At 44.6% G+C, this 23,936-nt stretch carries 23 protein-coding genes; 10 read left to right on the forward strand and 13 right to left on the reverse strand.

Going from position 1 to position 23,936, the window contains the following annotated elements; all coding sequences use genetic code 11:
- Positions 1 to 326: 326 nt before the first annotated feature.
- The 3 genes from L4B77_RS15615 (at position 327) to L4B77_RS15625 (ending at position 2,735) form a co-directional block, all read left to right on the forward strand.
- Positions 327 to 1,634, forward strand: a complete 1,308-nt coding sequence (locus L4B77_RS15615; RefSeq protein ID WP_456293965.1) for a TolC family outer membrane protein — start codon at positions 327 to 329, stop codon at positions 1,632 to 1,634.
- On the forward strand, positions 1,634 to 2,251 hold the full coding sequence (locus tag L4B77_RS15620; RefSeq protein ID WP_429751533.1) for an OmpA family protein: 618 nt from the start codon (positions 1,634 to 1,636) through the stop codon (positions 2,249 to 2,251). Before L4B77_RS15615 ends, L4B77_RS15620 begins: the two co-directional genes overlap by 1 nt.
- Positions 2,252 to 2,384: 133 nt before the next feature.
- Positions 2,385 to 2,735 carry a DUF2750 domain-containing protein gene (locus L4B77_RS15625; protein WP_261839567.1) on the forward strand — a complete coding sequence of 117 codons (351 nt, stop codon included), beginning with the start codon at positions 2,385 to 2,387 and terminating at the stop codon, positions 2,733 to 2,735.
- 172 nt (positions 2,736 to 2,907) lie between these two features.
- Here the strand turns inward: L4B77_RS15625 and queC are convergent, their stop codons facing one another.
- Both queC and queE read right to left on the reverse strand, forming a co-directional pair.
- On the reverse strand, positions 2,908 to 3,603 hold the full coding sequence (gene queC, locus L4B77_RS15630; RefSeq protein ID WP_261839566.1) for a 7-cyano-7-deazaguanine synthase QueC: 696 nt from the start codon (positions 3,601 to 3,603) through the stop codon (positions 2,908 to 2,910).
- A gap of 58 nt (positions 3,604 to 3,661) precedes the next feature.
- Positions 3,662 to 4,330 (reverse strand): 7-carboxy-7-deazaguanine synthase QueE, encoded by a 669-nt coding sequence (gene queE, locus L4B77_RS15635; protein WP_429751536.1) that lies wholly within the window; start codon positions 4,328 to 4,330, stop codon positions 3,662 to 3,664.
- A gap of 184 nt (positions 4,331 to 4,514) precedes the next feature.
- Here queE and L4B77_RS15640 point away from each other — a divergent pair, with 184 nt between their 5' ends.
- The gene (locus L4B77_RS15640; RefSeq protein ID WP_429751538.1) at positions 4,515 to 5,324 is read left to right on the forward strand and encodes a Cof-type HAD-IIB family hydrolase; all 810 of its coding nucleotides are present in this window, start codon (positions 4,515 to 4,517) and stop codon (positions 5,322 to 5,324) included.
- A gap of 96 nt (positions 5,325 to 5,420) precedes the next feature.
- Here L4B77_RS15640 and L4B77_RS15645 read toward each other — a convergent pair whose 3' ends face one another.
- The 11 genes from L4B77_RS15645 to L4B77_RS15695 all read right to left on the reverse strand — a co-directional run bounded on the left by L4B77_RS15645 (position 5,421) and on the right by L4B77_RS15695 (position 18,638).
- Positions 5,421 to 6,833: an NUDIX domain-containing protein gene (locus L4B77_RS15645; protein WP_429751540.1), complete on the reverse strand. Its 1,413-nt coding sequence runs from the start codon at positions 6,831 to 6,833 to the stop codon at positions 5,421 to 5,423.
- An 85-nt stretch (positions 6,834 to 6,918) separates the two neighbouring features.
- Entirely contained in the window at positions 6,919 to 7,398 is a 480-nt protein-coding gene (locus L4B77_RS15650) for a GNAT family N-acetyltransferase (RefSeq protein WP_429751542.1), read from the reverse strand.
- Positions 7,399 to 7,531: 133 nt separating this feature from the next.
- On the reverse strand, positions 7,532 to 8,704 hold the full coding sequence (gene prpF / locus L4B77_RS15655) for a 2-methylaconitate cis-trans isomerase PrpF (protein ID WP_429751544.1): 1,173 nt from the start codon (positions 8,702 to 8,704) through the stop codon (positions 7,532 to 7,534).
- A gap of 9 nt (positions 8,705 to 8,713) precedes the next feature.
- Positions 8,714 to 11,368, reverse strand: a complete 2,655-nt coding sequence (gene acnD / locus L4B77_RS15660; protein ID WP_429751546.1) for a Fe/S-dependent 2-methylisocitrate dehydratase AcnD — start codon at positions 11,366 to 11,368, stop codon at positions 8,714 to 8,716.
- A gap of 100 nt (positions 11,369 to 11,468) precedes the next feature.
- Entirely contained in the window at positions 11,469 to 12,671 is a 1,203-nt protein-coding gene (gene prpC / locus L4B77_RS15665) for a bifunctional 2-methylcitrate synthase/citrate synthase (RefSeq protein ID WP_429751548.1), read from the reverse strand.
- Positions 12,672 to 12,817: 146 nt separating this feature from the next.
- Positions 12,818 to 13,714, reverse strand: coding sequence for a methylisocitrate lyase (prpB, locus tag L4B77_RS15670; protein WP_017082680.1), 897 nt, complete (start codon positions 13,712 to 13,714; stop codon positions 12,818 to 12,820).
- 96 nt (positions 13,715 to 13,810) lie between these two features.
- Positions 13,811 to 14,530, reverse strand: a complete 720-nt coding sequence (locus L4B77_RS15675; RefSeq protein WP_429751566.1) for a GntR family transcriptional regulator — start codon at positions 14,528 to 14,530, stop codon at positions 13,811 to 13,813.
- A gap of 153 nt (positions 14,531 to 14,683) precedes the next feature.
- Positions 14,684 to 15,499 carry an AraC family transcriptional regulator gene (locus L4B77_RS15680; RefSeq protein ID WP_429751551.1) on the reverse strand — a complete coding sequence of 272 codons (816 nt, stop codon included), beginning with the start codon at positions 15,497 to 15,499 and terminating at the stop codon, positions 14,684 to 14,686.
- A gap of 10 nt (positions 15,500 to 15,509) precedes the next feature.
- Positions 15,510 to 16,103, reverse strand: coding sequence for a LysE family translocator (locus L4B77_RS15685; protein WP_429751553.1), 594 nt, complete (start codon positions 16,101 to 16,103; stop codon positions 15,510 to 15,512).
- Positions 16,104 to 16,378: 275 nt separating this feature from the next.
- Positions 16,379 to 17,062 (reverse strand): response regulator, encoded by a 684-nt coding sequence (locus L4B77_RS15690; protein ID WP_261839555.1) that lies wholly within the window; start codon positions 17,060 to 17,062, stop codon positions 16,379 to 16,381.
- Complete coding sequence (locus tag L4B77_RS15695; RefSeq protein ID WP_429751556.1) at positions 17,052 to 18,638, reverse strand: ATP-binding protein; 1,587 nt, start codon at positions 18,636 to 18,638, stop codon at positions 17,052 to 17,054. Before L4B77_RS15695 ends, L4B77_RS15690 begins: the two co-directional genes overlap by 11 nt.
- 247 nt (positions 18,639 to 18,885) lie before the next feature.
- Here L4B77_RS15695 and citC point away from each other — a divergent pair, with 247 nt between their 5' ends.
- The 6 genes from citC to citG are packed head-to-tail and all read left to right on the forward strand — an operon-like array spanning position 18,886 to position 23,865.
- Positions 18,886 to 19,887, forward strand: a complete 1,002-nt coding sequence (gene citC, locus L4B77_RS15700; protein WP_261839553.1) for a [citrate (pro-3S)-lyase] ligase — start codon at positions 18,886 to 18,888, stop codon at positions 19,885 to 19,887.
- A 10-nt stretch (positions 19,888 to 19,897) separates the two neighbouring features.
- Positions 19,898 to 20,185 (forward strand): citrate lyase acyl carrier protein, encoded by a 288-nt coding sequence (gene citD / locus L4B77_RS15705; protein WP_261839552.1) that lies wholly within the window; start codon positions 19,898 to 19,900, stop codon positions 20,183 to 20,185.
- Complete coding sequence (locus tag L4B77_RS15710) at positions 20,182 to 21,057, forward strand: aldolase/citrate lyase family protein (protein WP_429751558.1); 876 nt, start codon at positions 20,182 to 20,184, stop codon at positions 21,055 to 21,057. Before citD ends, L4B77_RS15710 begins: the two co-directional genes overlap by 4 nt.
- Before the next feature lie 2 nt (positions 21,058 to 21,059).
- Positions 21,060 to 22,484, forward strand: coding sequence for a citrate lyase subunit alpha (gene citF / locus L4B77_RS15715; protein WP_429751560.1), 1,425 nt, complete (start codon positions 21,060 to 21,062; stop codon positions 22,482 to 22,484).
- On the forward strand, positions 22,484 to 22,996 hold the full coding sequence (gene citX / locus L4B77_RS15720; protein WP_429751562.1) for a citrate lyase holo-[acyl-carrier protein] synthase: 513 nt from the start codon (positions 22,484 to 22,486) through the stop codon (positions 22,994 to 22,996). Before citF ends, citX begins: the two co-directional genes overlap by 1 nt.
- Complete coding sequence (gene citG, locus L4B77_RS15725) at positions 22,993 to 23,865, forward strand: triphosphoribosyl-dephospho-CoA synthase CitG (protein ID WP_429751564.1); 873 nt, start codon at positions 22,993 to 22,995, stop codon at positions 23,863 to 23,865. Before citX ends, citG begins: the two co-directional genes overlap by 4 nt.
- Positions 23,866 to 23,936: the final 71 nt, after the last annotated feature.

Consider the following 23,936-nt stretch of genomic DNA (forward strand, 5'->3'; position numbering starts at 1 on the left):
ATATAACACCCAAGGTTACATAATGCATAGATATGAATTGAATAATTAACAAAGATTAATACATTTTGATGACAACGGTCGCATCTGACGACATTACACCCACCGCAAGCAACCACTTAAGTTATTGTATTTATTAAAATAATAAAACCAACATCAGAAATATCACTTTAAAACACAACGCAAATCGCACGGTAAATAACTAACAAAAAAGCAACCACCCATGTACACCATCTTTGTTTTACGTGATTTTTTTGGCGTTTCATTTGTATTTTATATAGTATTCAGAAAAATTAACATTTAGATGCAATTCATTTTGGAGAGGGAAATTGAATAGGATTCAAACAACTACATTAGGGCTCGCGATAGCAATGACCTTTGTGGCAAAAGCGCAAACTCTGGAGCAAGCTGTCGCTTTGACACTAGAAAGTAACCCAGAAATCAAAAGTGCTTATAGTGAATACTTAAGTAAGCGTTATATCAACGATGCTTCAGGCGGAGCTTACCGGCCAAGTATCGATCTAGATGCTGGAATTGGCTATGAACACACCGATCTAGTAACAAATCAGAACTCGACAAACCTAACGCGTAAAGAGGCAACCGTGACGTTGACTCAACTCATTTGGGATGGTGCAAACACATCAAACGACATTGATCGTACAGCAGCAGACACTGAATCGGTTCGTTACCAATTACTCTCAGACGCCCAAGATATAGCGCTTGAAGTGACAAAAATATACCTAGATGCAGTCAAAGCTTATGAAGTTCTGTCTCTTTCTGAAAATAACTTAGCCAAGCACAAAGAGATCTATAAAGATATTCAAAAACGTGTTGAATCGGGTATAGGCTCGACAGCAGACATGTCTCAAGTTGAAGCTCGTATCGCCAAAGCACATGGTAATTTACTTGCAGCACAAAACAATTTGTTTGATACACATACTCAATTTAAACGCATTGTTGGCCAAGCCCCTTTAGGTTTAGTATTTCCTCGCGCAGATATTGGAGCGATTCCATACACTGTAGATGGCGCTCTTGCGAAAGCTTTTAACCAACATCCCGTTATCAAAATTGCCCAAGCAGATGTCGATTCCGCTCGCTTCCAATACAAACAATCTAAAAGTACAAACTACCCGACCATTTCTTTCGAAGCTGCTCAAACTTGGCGTGACGATGCTGGTGGAAACAAAGGAAGCAGTGATGAGTTTTCTGCAATGGTCCGCTTAAGATATAACCTGTATAACGGGGGCGCGGATCAAGACCGTGCAGAAAGTGCAGCCTATCAACTCAATAAATCCAAAGATCTTCGTGAAAGCACATTTCGCAATGTAGAAGAAAGCCTACGTTTGTCATGGAGTGCTCTTGATTTGACGGTCCAACAGAAAGAGTTTCTATCCGATCACGTAGATTCTGCGTCAGACACCGTTATCTCCTACGAAAAGCAATACCGCATTGGTAAACGAACACTTCTGGATTTATTGAATACTGAAAATGAACTCTTTGAAGCGCGCAAAGGTTACTTAGACGCCAAGTATGACGAACAATATGCGAAGTATCGAGTCATGAATGCAACAGGCAACTTACTGACAGGGCTACGTGTCGATACGCCTCAAGCATGGAATGAAAAGGTGGAATATTAATGAAACTGTTAAAAACTGTATTCCCATTCTGTTTAATGGCTGCATCAACCAACATTTTGGCTGAACCAAGCAAGGATGAGTTTGAATATCGTGCACTACCCGATATCCAACAAAGTTATGATCTTGAAGATGATGATAATGATGGTGTTATCAATGCTCGAGATCTATGTATAGATACACCACTTAGAGCTGAGATAGATAATGATGGTTGTGGTTCGTACTTCGAATCTACTGAGCAGAAAGAACTGCATATTTTATTTGCCAACAACTCAACAGAAATAAACCCGGTATTTCTTGGGCAAATTCGCCAGATGGCGGCGTTTCTCAAGCGTTATAGGAACACCACCATTCGTTTACACGGCTACGCAAGCAAAGTCGGAAATACGGAGCATAACTTAGATCTATCCAAAGAAAGAGCATCAAATGTTAGACGAGCCCTGATAAGCAATGGCATAGAGCCATCGAGAGTGACTATTATTGGATTCGGAGACACTGCTTTCGACGATCAGGGAACCCAAATCGATCACGCATTAAACCGGAAAGTCGTCGCCTCCGTCGTTGGGTTTAAAGGCAATATCAAAGAAGAATGGCATATATTCACAAAAATTAATAAGTGAATATATTCTACACACATAACTGAAACGTTGTTTTGAGATGACGTTTCAGTTTCCTTACAATTCCTTAAATAGCATATACCTAAGCCGACTATAATGTTAACCTTGCTATGTTATCAACATAGAGAATTAATCCATGAGCAAACTTACCGCTGATATTCAAACAAATCTAGAGCTATTCGTTTCTGAAACACAAGAAACTAAATTGGTATGGGGCCTTCGTAACGAAGAAGGTTGGCTAGCATGTGACTCAAGTGAGTTCGAAAACAGCGAAGTAATGCCTTTTTGGTCTTCAAAAGAAGATGCTCAAACTCATAACGTTGAAGAGTGGGCAGATTTTGAAGTTTTAGAAATCCCACTAGACATCTTTGTCGAAGATTGGCTACTTACGCTTGCAGAAGACGGCGTTCTTGTTGGCACTAACTGGAATGCAGCATTAGAAGGCAAAGAACTCGAACCTTCTGATTTAGCGAAATTATACATTTAATTTCGACTATCAGTCGTGCGAACACGCACGACTGATATTCATCAACAAACTCGATATATCGCATCAAAAGCTCTCGATTAATATAACGAATAAATCGAAACTATCATCGACAACAAGTCACTGTCGAGACTAAGCCCTTACCCCATAACATGGCGGTTTAAACGGTCGGACGCTATTTACTCTCAACCTGTTTACGAACCAACTCAGCCATAATGCTTTCGCGATCACCTAGGTAATCGTTAAGGCCAACTTTACGCAGTTCACATGCCGGGCAATCGCCACAGCCATCACCAACAATGCCGTTGTAACAAGTCAGTGTTTTATTGCGAACCAACTCAAGTGCAGAGTATTGATCTGCCAACGCCCATGTTTCGGCCTTGTTAAGCCACATTAGCGGTGTTTTGATATCAAGCGGCTTATCCATACCTTGTACAAGTGCTGAGTTCATCGCCTTCACAAAGTCATTACGACAATCAGGGTAACCCGAGAAATCTGTTTCACACACACCGGTAATCACGGTTTCAGCACCGATTTGGTAAGCGTAAATCCCCGCTAGAGTTAAAAACAGAATATTACGGCCTGGAACAAATGAGTTCGGCAACCCATTCTCTTGTAGCTCATGAGACACTGGAATATCGTCACGAGTCAGAGAACTGATAGCCAGTTCATTCAACAGAGTCACATCCATCACTTTGTGCGCTTTCACACCAAGCTCTTTCGACAATGACTGAGCGACTTCAATCTCAAGTCGATGGCGCTGACCATAATCAAACGTAATCGCATGAACTTCATCATACTCTTTTAATGCTTGAACAAGACACGTTGTCGAGTCTTGGCCACCACTGAATACTACCACTGCTTTTTTCATCTTAAATCCTTATGAGAACCTTCTACTAACGACTTATCTTGTCTAGTAAAAATACAACTTATGCGATGCTCAAATATTTGTGAGTTTGGATTGATAAGCGCCAATTGCGCTCAATGCAGGTATCAATACAAAGTTGAGTCGCGCGGTCTTTTTGGCTGATGGGTTGCAGTGCAACAACAGTGTCGCTAGCAACCGCTGCCCGCTCCAATAAACCGTCAAGTTGTTCGATATCTTTGCTTGTACCGACTGGATGCTTAATTTCGTTAGCACGTTGTAAGGCGCTATCTAAGATTTCGAGCTTCGCTTTCATCGCTACCTTTGGTGACACCGTAACCCAAGTGCCCGATGTGGCTTGTACTTCTGATGTTCCGCTAGTCTCAATCTGACAGCGACAACCGTGTTGCTCAAATGCTTCAGTCAAAGGAACAAGATCATAAATGCACGGCTCACCGCCGGTTATCACAATGTGCTTAGCAGTGTAACCTTGCTTGATATATTCATTCACGATTCCTTGAGCATCGATTGCTGACCAAGTGGGTGAATCTTCTGTCTTAACCATAATATCGCCAAGGCTGGTTTCATCTTCGGGTAAGGCTTCCCAGGTCTGTTTGGTATCACACCAAGAACAGCCGACTGGGCAAATTTGCAGACGGACAAAAACAGCAGGAACGCCCGTAAACACGCCCTCACCCTGAATGGTTTCAAACATTTCATTAATCTTGTACAACTTTTCCTCAGCTCAATCATTTGATGAAATTAATCAACCGCAGACCTTAAAGCACTTACCTCTTTTGGTCAAACAAATGAGTACGGGTAAATGAGTTGATCAAAGGCATAGCCTGAAGTTTGAAGTTCCCTTATCCTTTCACTTATTAGATTTCGTTAGCTTTTATTTTTTAGTAAGGAACAACATGTACAAACTGATTGCTCTTGATATGGATGGCACACTACTCAACAGTGAAAAAGTGATTTCTCAAGAGAACAAAGATGCGATTGCCAAAGCTCGAGCTGCCGGTGTGAAAGTGGTTCTCGCGTCTGGCCGCCCTTTAGAAGGTATGCAAAGTAAACTCGATGAGCTTTCAATTAACGGTGACGATGACTTTGTCCTCTTCTACAACGGCTCAATGGTTCAGAACGTATCGACAAAAGAGATCATTCACAGTGAGATCAGCAACGGTAAAGCCGCAAAAGAGATTGCTGCCCTCGCTGAACAGCTTGGGGGTTATGTTCATGCTTTCAGCAAGGTTCACGGCTTAATCACACCTGAGAACAATGAGTACACTGGTATTGAAGCGCGTATTAATGGCTTAGATATCACCGAGTTCGACTTTTCTCAGCTCGAAGATGACCACGAAATCATCAAGACCATGATTGTCGCTGAACCAAGTAAGCTGACTGAAATCATCGGCAAGTTGCCACAAGCGCTTAAGACTCAGTTTACTATCGTACAAAGTGCACCATTCTTCTTAGAGTTCCTAAACCCGAAATCAAATAAGGGTGTCGGTATTGAGGCGATAGCTAAGCATATGGGTATTAAAGCGGAAGAAGTCATCTGCATGGGTGACGCTGAAAACGATCACCATATGCTTGAATACGCAGGCCTTGGCATTGCCATGGACAACGCAATGGAAGAGACCAAGAAACTCGCCGATCACATCACAGCGAGCAACGACGACCATGGTGTCGCAGTCGCGATTGAGAAGTTTATCTTCAACTCATAAACGCTCAACAGGCTCTAGTGTGACTTGTTGCTTGTTGCATAAATGACAAAGGCTGTGCACTGCACAGCCTTTTTGATTTTATGTTAGTCGAGTCGATTACTCTCTTTTCCATGGCAGACGAAATGCCACCACACCAAACAGAATCAAGATTGGGAAGCGTAACGTTTCAATAATAAAAGAAGCAATACCACTGAAAGAGACAAAACTTCCTGCCCAGCTAATCAGCAGATTTCCCGCTAGCAACATCGCCATCACTCCAACCACGATCTTAAATGAGAACTGGCCGACCAAAGGCTTCGAATCTGTTAACGTCACTAAACATGCAATCGTCATCAAAATAGCCACCCAGAAAGAGAAGGTTGGCAGTGGCCATATCATCGTGAGAACGATCGACAGTAAGCACAATGCCCACCAAACACCTTTAGAGCTCAATAAGGCACTAATATCAACATCAGGTTTGGCATCTAATCTGACAATATGCCACGTCGTTAATGCGCCTAATATACCGCCCATTAAGACATCACTAAAGAACGCACTACCTGAATAAGACTTAAATAGCATGATCCACAGTAGACCTGCGAGCACTATCAATATCGATTTCTGCTCTAACAAACACTTTAACTTCCAAAACACTAACAAGCTTAAACTAACCCACAAGGCAGCCAGCAAGCTTGGGAAGCTATATCCACTGCTCATCACCAGTTTCAATGTTGGCAAGTAAGCGTGTGGACGTGGAAAACCAAAGCCTTGGTGCGCGATTAAAGTCAGCAATGTTACCGAGATCAAAGTAAAGCCAAACTTCAACGCGAAGTGACGACCAAAGTACCAGGCTATGAGTGGTAATATCACAATGAAAACCCATGGTTTCGCTATCAGGTCAGTCAACAACACAGTATTCGCAAACACGCTTGGCATCATTTCGAATGCATTTTTAAGCGATACAATCCAACCTAATTCAACCTGATGAACTTTGGGTGCCGCGCCCACCAACTCAGTCACATACGTCACGGGTTGATCTGTCGCAGATAAAAACAGCTCGTTAATCTCAGACCACTGATCGGGATAGCGGTATTGGTGAGCTTGCAACTCACTCGGTGGAAGTAACATCGCTCGGCTGACTTCGACGCCGTAATGAGGGGCAAACCAAATAGGCAGCTCAAAGCCACCTAACTCATTTCGAGCTTTGTAACTGATCACTTCAGAATCCGAGATACAGTCATACACAACGGCACTATCGGTATACCCCAATACATCACCAACAGTGACGGACAAACCCGCTTCTTCCCAGGTTTCACGTTGCGCGGCGACCGCTGGCGGCTCACCAGAAACAACCGTACCTCCCGGTAAAGACAATTGGCCTGTGATCAACTCATCAACCAACACAATTTGGTTATCAGCGCGCACCACACACAAAGCGCCAGCGATATGATCGGGCAAAGTGTTGTTTGCCCAAACGGAAGTCGTACTCAAAAGAGACAGTATGAAAACGAATAGATATCGAATAACCAACGAATTTGCCTAATAAATAATAGAAGAAATTTAAAACTGCTAAAGCATCCTACCTAGTGTAATCAAAACCACACAAAATCGCTGTCTATGTTTTGTGCAAAGCCTTTCTCATCCATTGAATGTGAGGGGTGAACCCCATTTTTTGATAGAAGTCCTTGGCAGGTGAATTAAAGTCCCAAACTTCTACAAAAATTTGTTCAACCCCATAATCATCAAAAGTCGCTTCAACTTTGCTAAATAACTTTTCAGCTATCGATTCTTTTCGATAATCAGGTAAGACAAACAGTTCATCGACACTCCCCATAGGCACAGGTTTACTCACCGTTGAGATGAGTTCACAAAAATGTCCTGAGATAAAGCCAACAACGAACTCGCCTTTTAATGCCACATAAACTAAGCATTCAGGATCGTCCAAGTATCGTGCAATGCTTTTTTCCTGCTCAATCTCTTCTGCCGTTTTAAAGTGCTCTGGGCTCGCAAGATGGTGGTGATGGTGGAGATCGAACATTAACTCGTTAAGTTGTTCCAAATCCGTGTGCTTTGCAGCCCTTAATGTAACCTTCATGACAAGTACACTTCTCAAACTCAATTAATATCTCAGTGCGTCTAGTTTACTGATCGCTCGTATCGATACAAGCTATTGAATGAATCCGATGTTTTAATCTCGTTTTTTCGATGAAAACCACCACAGCTGCGCTTTACTTGGGAAAAGGCACCCGAATGGCACCTTCCATGATCACTCGGGCACTACGACTCATAAACGCCCGTTCTATTTTCCAACCGCTTTCTGTTTGGATCGCTTTAGCACCCACTTTTAAAGTTCCTGACGGGTGGCCAAAGGTCACGAAATCACGACATCCCTCACCGACTGCCAAATTGACTAAGGTGCCCGGGACGCTTGCCGCTGAAGCAATGGCGACCGCAGCTGTCCCCATCATGGCGTGATGCAGTTGCCCCATCGACAAAGCACGCACCAGAAGGTCAGTATCTTCGGCAGCAACCACTTTTCCACTGGAAGCTTGGTACGCTTGAGGCTTAGCAATAAACGCAACTTTAGGTGTATGTTGGCGTGATTCAGCTTGCTCTAGGGAATCAATAAGCCCCATCGCAACCGCACCATGTGCTCGGATGGATTCAAACAGAGCCAAGGCTTTGGTATCGCTATTGATATCGGATTGAAGCTCTGTGCCTTGGTAACCAACCGATTCCGCATCAACAAAAATGGTGGGTATCCCAGCATTAATGTATGTCGCTTTGATGCAACCCAAATCGGGAACATCTAAAAAATCGACAACATTCCCTGTCGGAAACATTGAACCACTCGCATCGGCTGGGTCTAGAAAATCGACTTGGATCTCCGCGGCGGGGAAAGTCACACCGTCGAGTTCAAAGTCACCCAACTCTTGGACTTCACCATTAACGATAGGCACGTGAACAATAATGGTTTTCTCTATATTCACTTGCCATACTCGCACCTCGACCACACCGTTTTCTGGAATACGATTCGAATCGACCAATCCACTATGAATAGCGAATGGGCCTACAGCAGCAGACAGATTGCCGCAGTTACCGCTCCAGTCAACGAACGGCTTATCTATTGCCACTTGGCCGAATAGGTAATCAACATCGTGATCGGCTTTACTGCTTTTCGAAACAATAACAGTTTTACTGGTACTGGATGTCGCACCACCCATACCATCGGTTTGCTTGCCATAAGGGTCCGGGCTGCCAATCACACGCAGAAGTAATGCGTCTCGTGCTTCTCCGGCGACTTGCGCAGCTTCAGGTAAGTCACTTAGGTTGAAAAAGACACCTTTGCTTGTTCCGCCCCGCATGTAAGTAGCAGGTACTTTAATCTGTTTGATGTTCATACCCAGCTCCTAATTTGCAAGAAAGTCTTTGGCGAAACGTTGCAACACACCACCAGCGCTGTACACATTCACTTCGTCTGCGGTGTCTAATCGGCAGGTTACGGGAACATCCAGCTTTTCACCGTTTTTGCGAGTAATCACTAAAGCCAAATCAGAACCCGCTTCAATGTCGCCGTACACATCGTAAAGCTCGGTACCGTCCAATTCTAGGGTGTTGCGATTGGTTCCCGCTTTGAATTGTAGAGGCAGCACACCCATGCCGACTAAATTTGTTCTGTGGATTCGTTCAAATCCTTCGGCAACAATCACTTCAACACCCGCTAAGCGCACCCCTTTGGCTGCCCAGTCACGTGATGAACCTTGTCCATAATCGGCCCCCGCAACAACAATCAAGGGTTGCTTGCGATTCATGTAGGTTTCTATCGCTTCCCACATTCGCGTAACCTGTCCTTCTGGCTCAACTCGTGCCAATGAACCTTGCACGACTTCTCCAGCGTCCTTCACCATTTCGTTATACAGTTTAGGGTTGGCGAATGTTGCTCGTTGCGCGGTTAAGTGATCACCTCGATGGGTCGCGTAAGAGTTAAAGTCCTCTTCCGGCACTTCCATTTTAGTGAGGTATTCCCCCGCCGCACTCGAAGCGAGAATCGCATTTGATGGAGATAAGTGATCGGTGGTAATGTTGTCACCCAGAATAGCCAAAGGTCTCATACCAGATAGGCTTCGTTCTCCCGCCAAAGCCCCTTCCCAATAAGGTGGTCTACGAATATAGGTACTTTGAGGTCGCCAGTCATAAAGCGGTGCTGTCGTTACCTGATCCTCGTCTGGCTGGAACATTTTTAGGTAGATTTGTTGAAATTGCTGAGGTTTAACATGCTCACCGACAACGGCATCGATCTCGGCATCACTCGGCCATAAATCACTTAAGTAGATTGGCTTGCCGTTGATGTCAGTACCTAAGCTGTCTTTCTCGATATCAAAGCGAATCGTACCCGCCAACGCGTAAGCAACCACCAATGGCGGTGAGGCTAAAAACGCTTGTTTGGCATAGGGATGGATTCGACCATCAAAGTTTCGATTCCCCGATAACACCGCGGTTGAATAGAGGTCGCGGTCGATGATCTCTTGTTGGATTGTAGGATCCAACGCCCCACTCATTCCGTTACATGTCGTACACGCATAACCGACGATACCAAAGCCTAATTGTTCCAACTCAGGAAGCAAACCTGCCGACTCAAGATAGAGCTTGGCAACTTTAGAACCCGGCGCAAATGATGTTTTCACCCACGGCTTACGAACTAATCCAAGTTGATTGGCTTTCTTAGCCACCAATGCCGCGGCGACCACATTTCTTGGATTACTGGTGTTAGTACAAGAGGTAATCGCTGCGATGATTACGGCACCATCAGGCATCTGGCCATCGCTGTACTGCTTAGCATGCTGCTCTTTCCAAGATGTTTGACTGATACCTTGTTCAGCCAGCTCTCTGGTTGGCAAACGACGATGGGGATTGGATGGCCCTGCAAGATTGCGCTCAACCTTCGACAAATCAAACTCTAATACCCGTTCATATTGAGCAGAATCGAGATCGTCAGCCCATAGCCCAGTTTGCTTGGCGTAGCGTTCGACCAGTTCAACCTGCTCAGGCTCACGACCCGTGAGTTTCAGGTATTGAATGGTCTGCTCATCGATGTAGAACATACCCGCAGTCGCACCGTATTCTGGCGTCATGTTTGAGATGGTTGCTCGGTCACCAATGGTCAGTGCACGAGCCCCTTCACCGAAGAATTCCAAATAGCTTGAGACCACTCTCTGATTACGAAGAAACTCAGTAATCGCCAGCACAATATCCGTTGCGGTTATCCCTTCTTGTCGTTGACCCGTCAGTTTAACGCCGACAATATCAGGCAAACGCATCATTGACGGACGACCGAGCATCACTGTCTCAGCTTCCAAGCCGCCCACACCAATCGCAATAACGCCCAGAGCATCAACGTGCGGTGTATGGCTGTCTGTGCCGACACAAGTATCAGGAAACGCGATGCCCTCTTTGGATTGAATCACCGGAGACATCTTCTCCAAGTTAATCTGGTGCATGATCCCGTTACCAGCAGGGATCACACTCACGTTTTTAAACGCGGTTTTACACCATTCAATAAAATGAAAACGGTCTTCGTTTCTACGCTCTTCAATCGCGCGGTTTTTATCAAACGCTTGGTTCTCAAAACCCGCGTGTTCCACTGCCAGCGAATGGTCAACAATCAGTTGGGTTTCGACCACTGGGTTAACCTTGGCAGGGTCGCCGCCTTGGTCGGCAATCGCGTCTCTTAACCCCGCCAAATCTACTAGGGCTGTTTGGCCAAGAATGTCATGACACACCACGCGCGCAGGATACCAAGGGAAATCTAAGTCACTCTTTCGTTCAATGATCTGTTTTAAGCTGCGATCTAGAGTTACAGGGTCACAGTTCCTTATCAATTGCTCTGCCAATACTCGTGACGTATAAGGCAAGGTTTTATAAGCGCCCGGGGATATTGCTTCTATCGCTTCGCAAGCATCGAAATATTCTAAGCCCGTTCCCGGTAGAACCTTTCGATACTTTCTATTTTCAAGGCTTGCATTTTCATCACGGCTCTGGTTTTTCTCAAGTTTTACATCAGACATACATCCACCATTATCTGTTAAATTCTATTCGTTGGTTCTCGAGGCCTTATCACATGAAGAGAAAGTCACCTCGAGATATAAGTCGGCTCGATATAGAGGACTAACGTAAATGGATTGGTAGCCAGTCTTGATGCTCTGGCCCGGTGTAGTCTGCACTTGGACGAATAATTCGATTGTTTTCTCTTTGCTCAAACACGTGTGCAGCCCACCCCGTCAGGCGGCTCATCACGAAGATCGGAGTAAACAACTTGGTTGGAATGTCCATGAAGTGGTAAGCCGACGCGTGGAAAAAATCTGCGTTACAAAACAGTCCCTTCTCGCGCTTCATTACCGCTTCAACACGCTCAGAAACGGCGTAAAGCTGCTTATCTCCCACCTCTTGAGCTAGCTCTTTTGACCAACGCTTGATGAGCGCATTTCGTGGGTCGCTTTCACGATAAATGGCATGACCGAAGCCCATGATTTTGTCTTTGTTAGCAAGCATCTGCATGATGTTGTTTTCTGCTTCATCAGCGGTTTGCCAATCTTGGATCATTTCCATCGCCGCTTCATTCGCACCACCATGTAAAGGACCTCGCAACGTACCAATCGCTGCGGTGACACAAGAGTGGATATCTGACAGTGTTGATGCACACACACGAGCGGCAAAGGTTGAAGCATTAAACTCATGTTCCGCGTATAGGGTGAGCGAGCAGTGCATCACCTTCTTATGAAGTTCACTTGGAGTTTTGTCTGTTAGCATTTTCAAGAAGTAGCCACCCAGACAGGCTTCGCTTTGATCTTCAGTGTCAATGCGCACGCCATCATGGCTAAAGCGATACCAGTAACAAATAATCGCAGGGAAAAGTGCGAGCATTCGTTCGGTCGCGGACAGTTGCTCAGAAAAATCAGACTCTTGCTCTAGATTACCTAGCATTGAACAGCCCGTTCTCATCACATCCATTGGATGAGCGTCTGCAGGGATAAGCTCTAGTGCAGCTTTCAAAGGTTGAGGTAAGCCGCGCAGACCAATCAACAATGTTTTGTAATCGTCTAGCTCTTTTTCATTGGGTAAATGACCTCTTAGTAGCAGGTGGGCCACTTCTTCGAACTGAGCATGATTAGCAAGATCGGTAATATCATAACCACGGTAGGTTAAACCGGTTCCTGATTTTCCGACCGTACATAGCGCCGTGGTTCCCGCACTCTGGCCACGTAGACCAGCACCACCGATTGCAGGTGCGCTAGCTGATTTTTCACTTGGTTGTTGGTTTTCTGTTGAAGCCTTTTCGACAGCGGCTTTATCACTCAAAGATACAGACATGGTGAACTCCTTTTCTGTGTTAGTCGCCTGCACTCTTTGGTGCTACCTGTTTATATGTCCGATGATCTTTATCAACGGTACTGGATATGGCGACGAACCCTTTCACGTTATTGGATTAAGTTGATTTTTGATTAATTGAAACCGGTTTACCCTTCGCTTGAAAACAACTGATCAAGCTTGTTCTCGTAGTCGTGGTAATTCAGGTGTTCGTAAAGCTCTTTACGGGTTTGCATTGAATCCAATAGAGCTTCTTGATTGCCTTCAACTAACAAGTGCTTGTAAACATTCTCCGCCGCTTTATTCATCGCGCGGAATGCACTCAATGGGTAAAGCACCATGTCGACACTTGATTGGGCTAACTCGTTACAGTTGTAGAGTGGTGTTTGGCCAAATTCAGTGATGTTCGCAAGAATAGGCACGTGCTTACCCGTTGCTGATTTCAGCGCCGCAGAGAATTTCACGTATTGATCGAGTTGATTCATCGCTTCTGGGAAGATCATGTCTGCGCCCGCTTCAACACACGCAATCGCGCGTTCAATCGCGCTATCAATGCCTTCAACCGCCAATGCATCGGTACGCGCCATGATCACAAAGCTGTCATCGGTTCTAGCATCGGTTGCCGCTTTGACTCTATCGACCATCTCTTGCTGACTTACAATCGCTTTATTGGGTCGATGACCACAACGTTTCTGAGCAACTTGGTCTTCCATGTGAATCGCAGCGGCACCCGCTTTTTCCATCGCGCGAATGGTACGTGCAATATTAAATGCGCCACCAAAACCCGTATCGATATCCACCAGCAATGGCAGATCACACGCATTGGTAATACGTTCCACATCCACCAACACATCGTTCAATGTGGTGATGCCTAGATCTGGCAAACCATAAGACGCATTGGCGATACCTCCACCCGACAAATAAATCGCCTGATGCCCCAAGTTCTTTGCCATCATCGCGCAATACGGATTCACCGTGCCGACAATCTGTAATGGGTCGTTGTCTTGCACAGCTTGTCGGAACTTAGCTCCTGCTGATAACTTCATAATGACGCTCCCTGTTCATTGTTAATTTCTAAGCTTTCTGACTGCTGATGTTTAGCTCTCGCCAGCGAAGAACCGTTAGCAAATACCAGTCGCCCGTTATTCAAGATCTTTGGATTGAATTTGTTGTTCTATTAGCAATCGACTACCCGAGATGTGTCGTCGCATTAGCATTTCTGCTAGCTCTTCATCACGATTACGAATCGCTTGTAGGATGTATTTGTGTTCATCGATCGCCTCTTTTGGACGAGACTGTGCTCTTGGCGATTGGTAGCGATACATGCGTAATAGGTGATAAAGCTCGTCACACAACAACGAAATGAGTTTGCTGTTACGACTCGCTTTAATAATGCGGTAATGGAAATCGAAATCCCCATGTTGATGAAAGTAAGAAGACCCTTCGACTTCATCGATGTGTTTTGAGTGTGTCGACAATAACCCTTCAAGCCCGACAAGCTCTTCTTGTGTGATATGTCTTGCTGCTAAGCGAGCCGCCATACCTTCCAATGCCTCTCGCACTGCGTATAACTCGAGTAGTTTGTCTGCCGAAAAGGTAATAACTCGCGCGCCAACATGAGGAATGCGTTCGATCAGGCCAAGTCCTTCAACTCGCATTATCGCTTCACGTAATGGGCCTCGACTGACTTCAAAGCGTTTAGCCAATTCAGGCTCCGAAATCTTACTGCCCTGTGGTAATTCACCGTTAACAATCGCCTCTACGAGATACTCAGTGAGGTTTTCTGATTTAGTGTTCTCTTTATCGCTCACACGTGTTTTTGTGTTTGCACTTAAGCTGAGATCTTTTATCGTAGTATTCATATTCATGCAGATCACTTCTGATTGTCACACCAAAAATATTAACAACTTAGCAACAAGAAAACAGCATACATGACTAAATTGTCGACAATAAGAAAATTGTCGACAATTTAGACTAAGGTAGGATTTAGAAACGAGCAGAATGCAATGATAAAATCAGAGGAAAAAGGATTGATAAACCCTTGGTGTTACTGCCACCCTCCTCTTAAAATTACGTTGAAAATGCGCTTGATCAGAAAAACCGAGCGCGTTTGAAGTGTCGACAATTGTTTGCCCCATCTTAAGCATGGATTTCGCACGTTTAATCCGCTCATCAAGTAAATACGCATGCGGTGATAACCCATAGAACCGTTTGAAACTACGAATAAGATGATATTGACTAACGCCCACCTCATCCGCGATCTCAGACAAGCGCAAGTTGTATTCAACGTTATCCAATAGTTTTTCTTTTACGCGCTGAAGGTGAGGTAACACGGACGTTGCACGCAAAGTATCGGGGGTCGGCTGTTGGAAACATTCTTCAATAAAACCATAAAAATGAGTTTCGGCCTCGAGATAGGAATGACCATTGACAAGAGAAGTGTAAAGGCGTTGAAAGCTGTTTCTAACCTCGTATCCTCTCTCGTAATTGTGCAAAAACGCACAATAATCGTTTTGTCTATCTCCTGTTATTTGCTGTTGGATATTACCCATCCAATGAGTATTCACAAATAGCATGTTGTAAGACCAACTTACTGTAGCAGGATTGCAAGAATGAATATCTGCGGGGTTAATAGTAACAATATCGCCACCCCCTATTTGGTGTTGCGAACCTAGGTTGCGGTACTGAGCAGCGCCTTGCTGAATAACACCAAACGAAAATTCATCGTGAGAATGTGCGTCATAGCATGCGCTCGATCTATCCGCTATTCTAATTTCTATGTTTGGCAACAAGGTGCTTTGCTTAAAAGCGACCGTGCGTTCCTTCGCCATGTCATTCTCCTTATAGCCAAATACTTGCTATCGAAACCACGAGTAGTCCAGCCATACCTCGGTTGAACATTGTCTGCTTTACCTCAGAGTGTAATACCTTTATCGCCTGCCCTAAAAATGCCCAACTCGCCACCCCCACTAAACATGCTGCGAGAGATATCATGGTAAAGAGCAGCAGTGCGATGTAAGACGATGGCTGATCGACAACATATAAACTAATACCCGACATCGCAACTAACCAAGCCTTAGGATTTATACATTGCAAAAATGCGCCCTGCCACGCATTAGGGGCTTTGTCTTGCGAAATAGATTCAATACTTTGATATGGCGCAAAAGCAATTTTCTTTGCGAGATAGAGTAAAAAAAGTGTCCCTACAATTTTCATTAACCATGCAATATCTGGAATCCCAATGGCCAAAAATCGCAATAGACTCCCCGAACAGAAGACGATAGTGGCATAAGTAATACTTGCTCCTAATACATACCACAACGAAGTCTTTAGCCCGTAATTAGCCGAAGTGCTGGTTGCCACGATATTTACCGGCCCGGGGGACACAGCTCCAATCATCGCAAATGTGAACATAGCTACCCATAATGGTTCCATAACTGTTTCGTCTATTCTTTTGCTAAAACACTAAAGTACCGAAACTTTAAAACCCGTTATTGAACAAAATTGCTATCAATTCACCTACTTTCTCTGCTTCTTTCAATTTTTAAACGTCTTACCGGTCTAACGCTTGTACATATAAACTCAAGATAAAAAAAAGACGCATTCATCTGCGCCTTTCATTTATAGAACTGTACAACTCAGCCACTTTTATAGTGGTCACTAAAATTGAAAATCCGAGTTTCTAAAAAACTGAACGAATAATTATTTATCTAACCGACTTTTTTATAGATACGTGTCGGTCTGCCTACACTACCATAAGAGACACTCGCTTCAAGAAATCCAAGGTTCACTGCATATTCAAGATAACGCCGTGCAGTTGTTTTACTCACTCCAACTAAACCACTAACTGAATCAGAGGTCTGTTCAGTTTCGGAGCCGAACGCTTCTATCACGCGTTGCAGTGTTAATTGGTCAATATTCTTAGGTAACTCATCAACCACTTTACTATCGCGGCGTACTCCATAGGCTCGATTCACTTCAGACTGCTTTAACTCCGTCTTACCATTTATGGTCCGATAGTAATCTCGGAAACGATTCAATACATCATTAAATGAAATAAGGGCTAACGGTTTTATCAAATAGTCAAAAGCGCCTAACCTAATGCCCGAAGTAACATTCTGCGCATCCGAGGTGGCGGTCAGCAAGATAACATCCACATCAGAAGCTGAGCTGGTTCTCAGTCGTCTCAGCCATTCTATGCCACTGCCATCTGGTAGGTAGTTGTCCAAGATAATGAGATGGGGTTGCATGGTGTTTTGCAAAAACTTAGCATCGGCTAACGTCGATGCTATCCCGACCACCTCATAGTAAGGATTCTGCCCTATATAGGCGGCGATCATTTCTGCCAGCTCTAGCTTATCCTCAACCACCAGCGTCTTTATCTTATTTATCACTTTCATTCTCCAGTTTCGGGACAAACAGACCAATTACCGTTCCATTTGGCTCATTATCCTCAACAACGATATCCCCACCAGCACGAGTTACCAAACCGTGGATTAACGCCAATCCTACTCCATGCATAGCGGCATCTTCTTCTTTACTGGTAAATCTGTCTCTAAAGATTTTATCTTTTTTATCATCACTAATGCCTATTCCATTATCGTATACCTCAATGACGATCTCTTTACCTACATCAGTGACAAATAACTCAATCTCTCCCTCTTTACGATGAGTTTTGGCTATCGCTTCATAAGCATTGTCTAACAGATTACCGAGGATAGTCGCAACTTCATCGGCAGTTAAAGGCGAGTTATTTAGACGTAAGCTTGAACCTTCAACAATAGTAAGTTTATACCCAAGCTCGGATGAACGGTGTTTTTTGCTCAGAATAAGCGCTGCTACCATAGGGTGAAAATGGCCCGTAATCTGCGAAAGATCTTGCTGGAGCACGTTATTTTCCTTATGAATAAATTTAAGGGCCTGCTCATACATCTGCATCTCTAACATACCTGACACTACCGCCATGTTATTCGCATACTCATGCGTCACCACCCGCATCGCATCGCGTTCCTTCGCCACCTGACGCACCATAAGCTGCAGCATAGCAGGCGTATTTCGTGGTCTGAAACTCACCACATAACCTATAATCTTTTGTTCATCGCGCATTATGGTGCGCGAGGCTAGTAGAGTTTCCCCGTTGATATTAACTGTGGTTTCACTCACCTCTTCTTCTGCTTGTGGTATAAAAAGATCACTCGGGTAACAGTGCTCTGAAACATGGCTATCAAATAAGGATTCTCTCAGTTTTTCTATACCTAGAATATTTATGGCACTCTTGTTAATAACCATGATCTTACCCGAAGTATCGACCGCAATGACTCCCTCAGCAACCGAGTTCAAAATACCAATGCGTAGACGAAATGCGCGCGCTATTTGAGCTGGCGTCATACCGGATAGCTGCTGTTGTACGTAATTTGAAAACATCCACGAGAACAGCAGCATAGATAACAGCAACACAACAGCTAACATGATTGTTTGAACAAGATATTGAGTTGCAAGAGAATGAACATGGCTCTCCAAATACCCGACTGACACCATACCTACAATCTCATGATTGTCATAAATTGGCGCGCGTGTCTTTATACCAAGTCCCGACAATCCAGTATGGTATAGAGTCACAACCTCACCACGCATTACCCTTTGAAAACTCTCTCCTTGAACCTTACCGATCTCTTTGGCTGGATCGGTATGATATAGCCTAGTGCCATCTTCAGTGGTGATGACCACATAGTCAGACTGAATATGTGTCGCGTGCCGAAAAAACGAGTCCAGCGCGCGAGTATCTTTTTGTTTAGTCGCCTTTACCACTACGGCGTTTACCGCTAACACCATAGCTAAATTTCGAGACTCGTGCATACGGTCGTTAGACAGAACGGAGTCAATTGCGCCCAAAGTCGTAAACACACAAAAAATAGCTATCAACACGGCTACTAACGACTGAATCACTAAAATTCGTATTTTAAATTTCATCACGCCTTCCTTCCAACAATTACTCTCTTTGCAAACTTAACTCTTCGCACTTTGCCAACTAAGCATAAATCACAGGATGAACATTTCCGACATCAGAGAACTATAGATTACCAAGATGAGTGGCTAGCACAATCAAGCAGGTATTTAAATTTATTAGCTGCATTTGCGCGCCTGGCGAAATTGATTTTGATCAAGCTTTTACTTTCCCTAATTGAGCGAAACTGAACGCAAGAGATGGGGTATCCAAATGAATATAGCAATTACAAACGCACAATCTATCATCAATTTAGATGACATAAAGGAGCTATTAGATACGCAAGGACTGCGTTATGAGGGGGATGCTGAATATTTCTGTACTGCCCATCGCGAAGATAACGAGTTGGTAGGCTGTGTTGCTTTGGTCGGCAACATAGTTAAGTACTTTGCAATTAAAGAGGCATTTAAAGGCGAAGGGCTATCACGCAGCATGGTCACTGAGATACTGCTAACCGCCCACCAACTTGGCCGTAAGAGTCTGTCTATCTTTACCACCCCAGATAAAGTAACCATCTTTGAGTCTATGGGCTTTACCCCTTTGACCTCACTAAATCGCAACTCAGTGCTGCTTATCAATCGTCCAGACAAGCTGCAACAACTACAAGATGATCTACGGAAACAGCGTGTATCTGGCGATAAAATCGGGGTGGTTGTAATTAATGCTAATCCATTCACCAAAGGACATGCTTATATTGCAGAGCAATCGGCAAGCCAGTGCGATTGGCTACACATCTTTGTCGTCAATGACAACGACCAAGAATTCTCTTTTGTAGATCGCTTTGCCATGGTCAAACAAGGCACATCACATCTCTCGAATATCACAGTTCACGCAGGCAATGAGTTCATCATCAGCCGCCGTACTTTCCCCTCTTATTTTTTGAAAAAGAGTGGCTTGGTGAATCAACTGCACGCCGAGATAGATTGTGAAGTATTTAAGAAATATATCGCTCCGAGCCTCGCTATCACTCACAGATTCGTCGGCAGTGAACCAAACTGCGCCGTAACCAATAACTACAACGGCGTAATGAAGCAGAACCTTCCACCTCAAATTCAAGTCACCGAGCTTGAACGACTAAATACAGAAGGAAGCTGTATTTCGGCTTCGACAGCAAGGCGCCAGCTATCCCAAACCGCGTCTTCAATAGTCAATCTTCTCCCTATTACCACTATTAATTATCTAATTGAAAAATGTGGCTATGCGCTACAAATCTAACGAGGCTGAAATGAAAATATGTGAGTCAGCGGTTGCTGGCACCCTAGAAAGCTCAGACTTGTTTGTTGAAGTTGAACCAAGTGAAGAATTTTCACTATGGGTTAGCTCTTCAGCAATACAATTTCGAGATGCAATTGAACAACACGTTCGTGGTGAATTGAACAAACTTAACGTGACCAACGGTCAGTGGCGTATCACTGATTCTGGAGCGCTAGACTGTATTATCACTGCTCGCGTACAAGCGACGGCACTTCGCGGTGCGAAACAACAAGTCCTACCATGGGAGAAGATCGTATGAAGATGCGTCGTTCAATGCTGTTCGTTCCTTCGTCGAATGCAGCCATGGTGTCCAACACCTTTATCTATGATGCTGATGCCATCATGTTTGACCTTGAAGACAACGTCTCTCTTCGTGAAAAGGATACCGCTCGTCTGATCCTTTTCAACGCACTGCGCCATCCTCTTTATCAAGATATTGAGACCGTAGTTCGTGTCAACGCGCTGGACTCAAAATGGGGCCGTGCTGACGTAAACGCAGTAGTGACTGCTGGTGTTGACGTGGTTCGCCTAGCCAAAACCGATTCCGCACAAGATGTTATCGATATGGAACAAGCAATTGCAGAAGCAGAACAAGCATCTGGGCGCGAAGTTGGTTCGACTAAGATGCTAGCTGCTATCGAATCTGCAATGGGGATCACCAACGCCAAAGAGATCGCTTTTGCATCAAAACGCCTAATCGGTATCGCCCTTGGTGCAGAAGACTATGTTCGCGACATCAAAACCAACCGTACACCAGAAGGTACAGAACTTCTATTTGCTCGCTGCTCTATCCTACAAGCAGCTCGTGCGGCCGGTATTCAGTGCTTCGATACCGTTTACTCTGATGCTAACAACACCGAAGGATTCCTAAAAGAAGCAGAGCACATCAAGCAACTTGGCTTTGATGGTAAATCTTTGGTTAACCCGCGTCAGATTGAGCTTTTACACAACCTATACGCGCCAACATCAGCTGAAGTAAAACACGCAAATGCGGTAATTCAAGCCGCTGCGGATGCAGAAGCTAAAGGCCTCGGTGTGGCATCTCTCAACGGAAAAATGGTCGATGCCCCTATCATCGAACGAGCTCGCCTAGTACTTGAACGTGCTAAATCTGGTATCAGAGAGGAATAATCATGGAATCTATCAAACAAAATAGAAAGCTTCGCTCTGATCTCAAAGATGCGATCGTAGCATCGGGCCTAAAAGATGGGGATACTATCTCTTTTCACCACGCATTTCGTGCTGGTGATGTACTCATCAATGACGTACTCGCGACCATAGCGAGCATGGGTTTCAAAGGCCTGACTCTGGCATCAAGCTCATTGACCGATTGCCACGCGCCTTTGGTTGAACATGTGCGTTCTGGCGTTATCTCTAAGATCTTTACTTCAGGTATTCGTGGTCGACTTGCTGATGAAATCAGCGCTGGCATCATGGAAACGCCGGTTGAAATCCACTCACACGGTGGCCGTGTTCACTTGGTCCAAACTGGTGAACTAAGCATCGATGTGGCTTTCCTTGGTACACCATCAGCAGACAGCTTTGGTAATGCAAACGCTATGGTTGGCAAATCTCGTTGTGGCTCTCTTGGCTATGCCATGGTAGATGCCCAATATGCGAAGCACGTTGTTGTATTAACCGAACAGCTGATGGATTACCCGCACTCACCAGCTTCGCTTACCCAAGACCAAGTCGATAGCGTAGTCGTTGTAGAGCGTGTTGGTGACCCATCGAAGATTGGTGGTGGTGCAACCCGTATGACGACTAACCCGCGAGAACTGCTTATTGCTCGTAAAGCGGCTGATGTGATTGAACACTCTGGTTACTTTGAAGATGGATTTAGTATCCAAACCGGGTCTGGCGGTGCTTCTTTAGCAGTAACTCGCTTCCTTGAATCGAAAATGGTGCGTAATGACATCACCGCCTCTTTTGGTCTAGGTGGCATTACAGCAACGATGGTCGATCTTCATGAGAAAGGTCTAATCAAGAAGCTTATGGATGTGCAATCTTTTGATGCTCACGCCGCAGACAGCTTAGGTCGTAACCCAAACCATATTGAAATCAGTGCTAACCAATACGCGAATCCTTCAAGTAAAGGCGCTACGGTTGACCAGCTTGACGTTGTTATCCTATCTGCACTAGAGATCGATACTGACTTTAACGTTAATGTTATCACCGGTTCTGATGGGGTAATTCGCGGAGCTTCAGGTGGTCACTGTGATGCCGCTGCAGGTGCAAAATTGACGGTTGTGGTTGCCCCACTAGTTCGAGGTCGCATCCCAACATTGGTTAAACGCGTGCTCAACACTGTTACTCCTGGTGAATCAATCGATGTGCTCGTAACTGACCACGGTGTTGCTGTTAATCCTGCTCGTGAAGAAGTCAAAGCTCGCCTTGAAGCACAAGGTATTCAAACCTTTGCTATTGAAGAACTTCAACAACGAGCGGAGCTTCTGGTCGGCACACCTGCACCGATTGCATACGCCGATAAAATCGTAGCCAATGTGCGTTATCGTGATGGTTCTTTGTTAGACCAGATCAAACAGGTAGCAAAATAATGTTTGAGGGAGTGCCTATTACCGCCAAAGATATAATGGAATTTCGTGATCGCATCTTCGCTACCCAGCGTGCGTGGCAACAACTGAAAGCTCCACAACTAATCAGTTTTACCGTCAACATGATGGGAAATGTGAAGGTTAATGAAGCGACATCACGAGTGTTCCTACAAGGCTGTTTGGCTATCGATAATTGGTGTAACAGCACTCCCTTAAACATCATCAAAAAACAACAATTCCACCATAAGGCTGGCTTCCACTACTTAGTCGGGCTTAACCATCACACCAGTGATGATATTAAGCAGGCTATGGTTAACTTAGAAAATTCACTGCCGTTAGGTCGCCTTATGGATATTGATGTTATAGCCGAAGATGGCAAACCGCTATCACGCACTAAACTTGGCTTTGATCGAAGAAAATGCATCGTATGTGACAACTCAGCTAAGGCCTGTGCTCGCAGTCAAGCCCACACTCCATTACAGCTACGAAGTGCAGTGCTGGAGATGTTCAAATGAATAACCATCAGCCTCGCACGCAAAAATTACACCCACTCGCCAGTATTATTGGTGAGTTGGCAAGCCAAGCGTTATTGGTCGAAGCAAATCTGCATCCCAAGCCTGGGCTAGTCACCGCACTGTCTGTAGGTTCGCACTGTGATATGAATATTGAGACCTTCCGTATCAGTGCAATGACATTAAAACCTTTTATGGTGGAGTTTGCGCAGCTCGGTCTCTCCTTTACTGGAGATGATTTAACTCAATTACTCGCATCCCTGCGCCCAATTGGCGTTCAGGCAGAGCAACACATGCTGCAAGCGACTAAACAAGTGAACACCCATAAAGGTGCAATATTTATCCTTGGCGTATTGTGCGCCGCCCTTGGGTTTATGACAGTACAAGACATCAAGATTTCTCCGCTACACCTACAAAACACAGTACACAAAATGTGTAAAGGGCTAACCGGAGAGCTCAATAACACCAAGAGTAAAACAGCTGGTGAGCAGGCGTTTACCCAGCATGGTGTTACCGGTATTCGAGGTGAAGCTGAAGCTGGCTTCCCGACTTTAATGCAGGGCCTAAATACCTATAAACGAGCCAAACGAGATGGCCATACCAAACAGCACGCCTTAAAAATGGCACTGCTGAGCTGCATCAGTATTAATGATGACAGCTGTCTAATTAAGCGAGGTGGATTAACTGGACTTAATTATGCAAAAGCGCAAGCAACAATTATTTTAGAATCAAATTTAGATTCAAGTCAGCTTAATAATCAACTGCATCAGCTTGATATTAAATTCGTAGAAAAGAACTTATCCCCAGGTGGAAGTGCCGATTGTTTATCTGCAATCTGGTTAATTTCTATAATGGAAAGTATTTTCAACTAATAAGATTTAAATATTAATTACCATTTAATATTAAAAATATAAACTCCAATGTTTAGGATATAATTATGAAA

The sequence above is a fragment of the Vibrio minamisatsumaniensis genome, assembly GCF_050337445.1.
Classification (GTDB): domain Bacteria; phylum Pseudomonadota; class Gammaproteobacteria; order Enterobacterales; family Vibrionaceae; genus Vibrio; species Vibrio artabrorum.

Bases quoted from the DNA above. Each gene is read 5' to 3' on its own strand.
- L4B77_RS15625 (WP_261839567.1), top strand. From the start codon at position 2,385: ATGAGCAAACTTACCGCTGATATTCAAACAAATCTAGAGCTATTCGTT.
- citF (WP_429751560.1), top strand. From the start codon at position 21,060: ATGGAATCTATCAAACAAAATAGAAAGCTTCGCTCTGATCTCAAAGAT.
- L4B77_RS15710 (WP_429751558.1), top strand. From the start codon at position 20,182: ATGAAGATGCGTCGTTCAATGCTGTTCGTTCCTTCGTCGAATGCAGCC.
- L4B77_RS15675 (WP_429751566.1), bottom strand. From the start codon at position 14,530: ATGAATACTACGATAAAAGATCTCAGCTTAAGTGCAAACACAAAAACA.
- L4B77_RS15620 (WP_429751533.1), top strand. From the start codon at position 1,634: ATGAAACTGTTAAAAACTGTATTCCCATTCTGTTTAATGGCTGCATCA.
- prpF (WP_429751544.1), bottom strand. From the start codon at position 8,704: ATGAACATCAAACAGATTAAAGTACCTGCTACTTACATGCGGGGCGGA.
- prpB (WP_017082680.1), bottom strand. From the start codon at position 13,714: ATGAAGTTATCAGCAGGAGCTAAGTTCCGACAAGCTGTGCAAGACAAC.
- L4B77_RS15685 (WP_429751553.1), bottom strand. From the start codon at position 16,103: ATGGAACCATTATGGGTAGCTATGTTCACATTTGCGATGATTGGAGCT.
- L4B77_RS15680 (WP_429751551.1), bottom strand. From the start codon at position 15,499: ATGGCGAAGGAACGCACGGTCGCTTTTAAGCAAAGCACCTTGTTGCCA.
- queC (WP_261839566.1), bottom strand. From the start codon at position 3,603: ATGAAAAAAGCAGTGGTAGTATTCAGTGGTGGCCAAGACTCGACAACG.
- citC (WP_261839553.1), top strand. From the start codon at position 18,886: ATGAATATAGCAATTACAAACGCACAATCTATCATCAATTTAGATGAC.
- acnD (WP_429751546.1), bottom strand. From the start codon at position 11,368: ATGTCTGATGTAAAACTTGAGAAAAACCAGAGCCGTGATGAAAATGCA.
- L4B77_RS15640 (WP_429751538.1), top strand. From the start codon at position 4,515: ATGTACAAACTGATTGCTCTTGATATGGATGGCACACTACTCAACAGT.
- citX (WP_429751562.1), top strand. From the start codon at position 22,484: ATGTTTGAGGGAGTGCCTATTACCGCCAAAGATATAATGGAATTTCGT.
- prpC (WP_429751548.1), bottom strand. From the start codon at position 12,671: ATGTCTGTATCTTTGAGTGATAAAGCCGCTGTCGAAAAGGCTTCAACA.
- citG (WP_429751564.1), top strand. From the start codon at position 22,993: ATGAATAACCATCAGCCTCGCACGCAAAAATTACACCCACTCGCCAGT.
- citD (WP_261839552.1), top strand. From the start codon at position 19,898: ATGAAAATATGTGAGTCAGCGGTTGCTGGCACCCTAGAAAGCTCAGAC.
- L4B77_RS15695 (WP_429751556.1), bottom strand. From the start codon at position 18,638: ATGAAATTTAAAATACGAATTTTAGTGATTCAGTCGTTAGTAGCCGTG.
- L4B77_RS15650 (WP_429751542.1), bottom strand. From the start codon at position 7,398: ATGAAGGTTACATTAAGGGCTGCAAAGCACACGGATTTGGAACAACTT.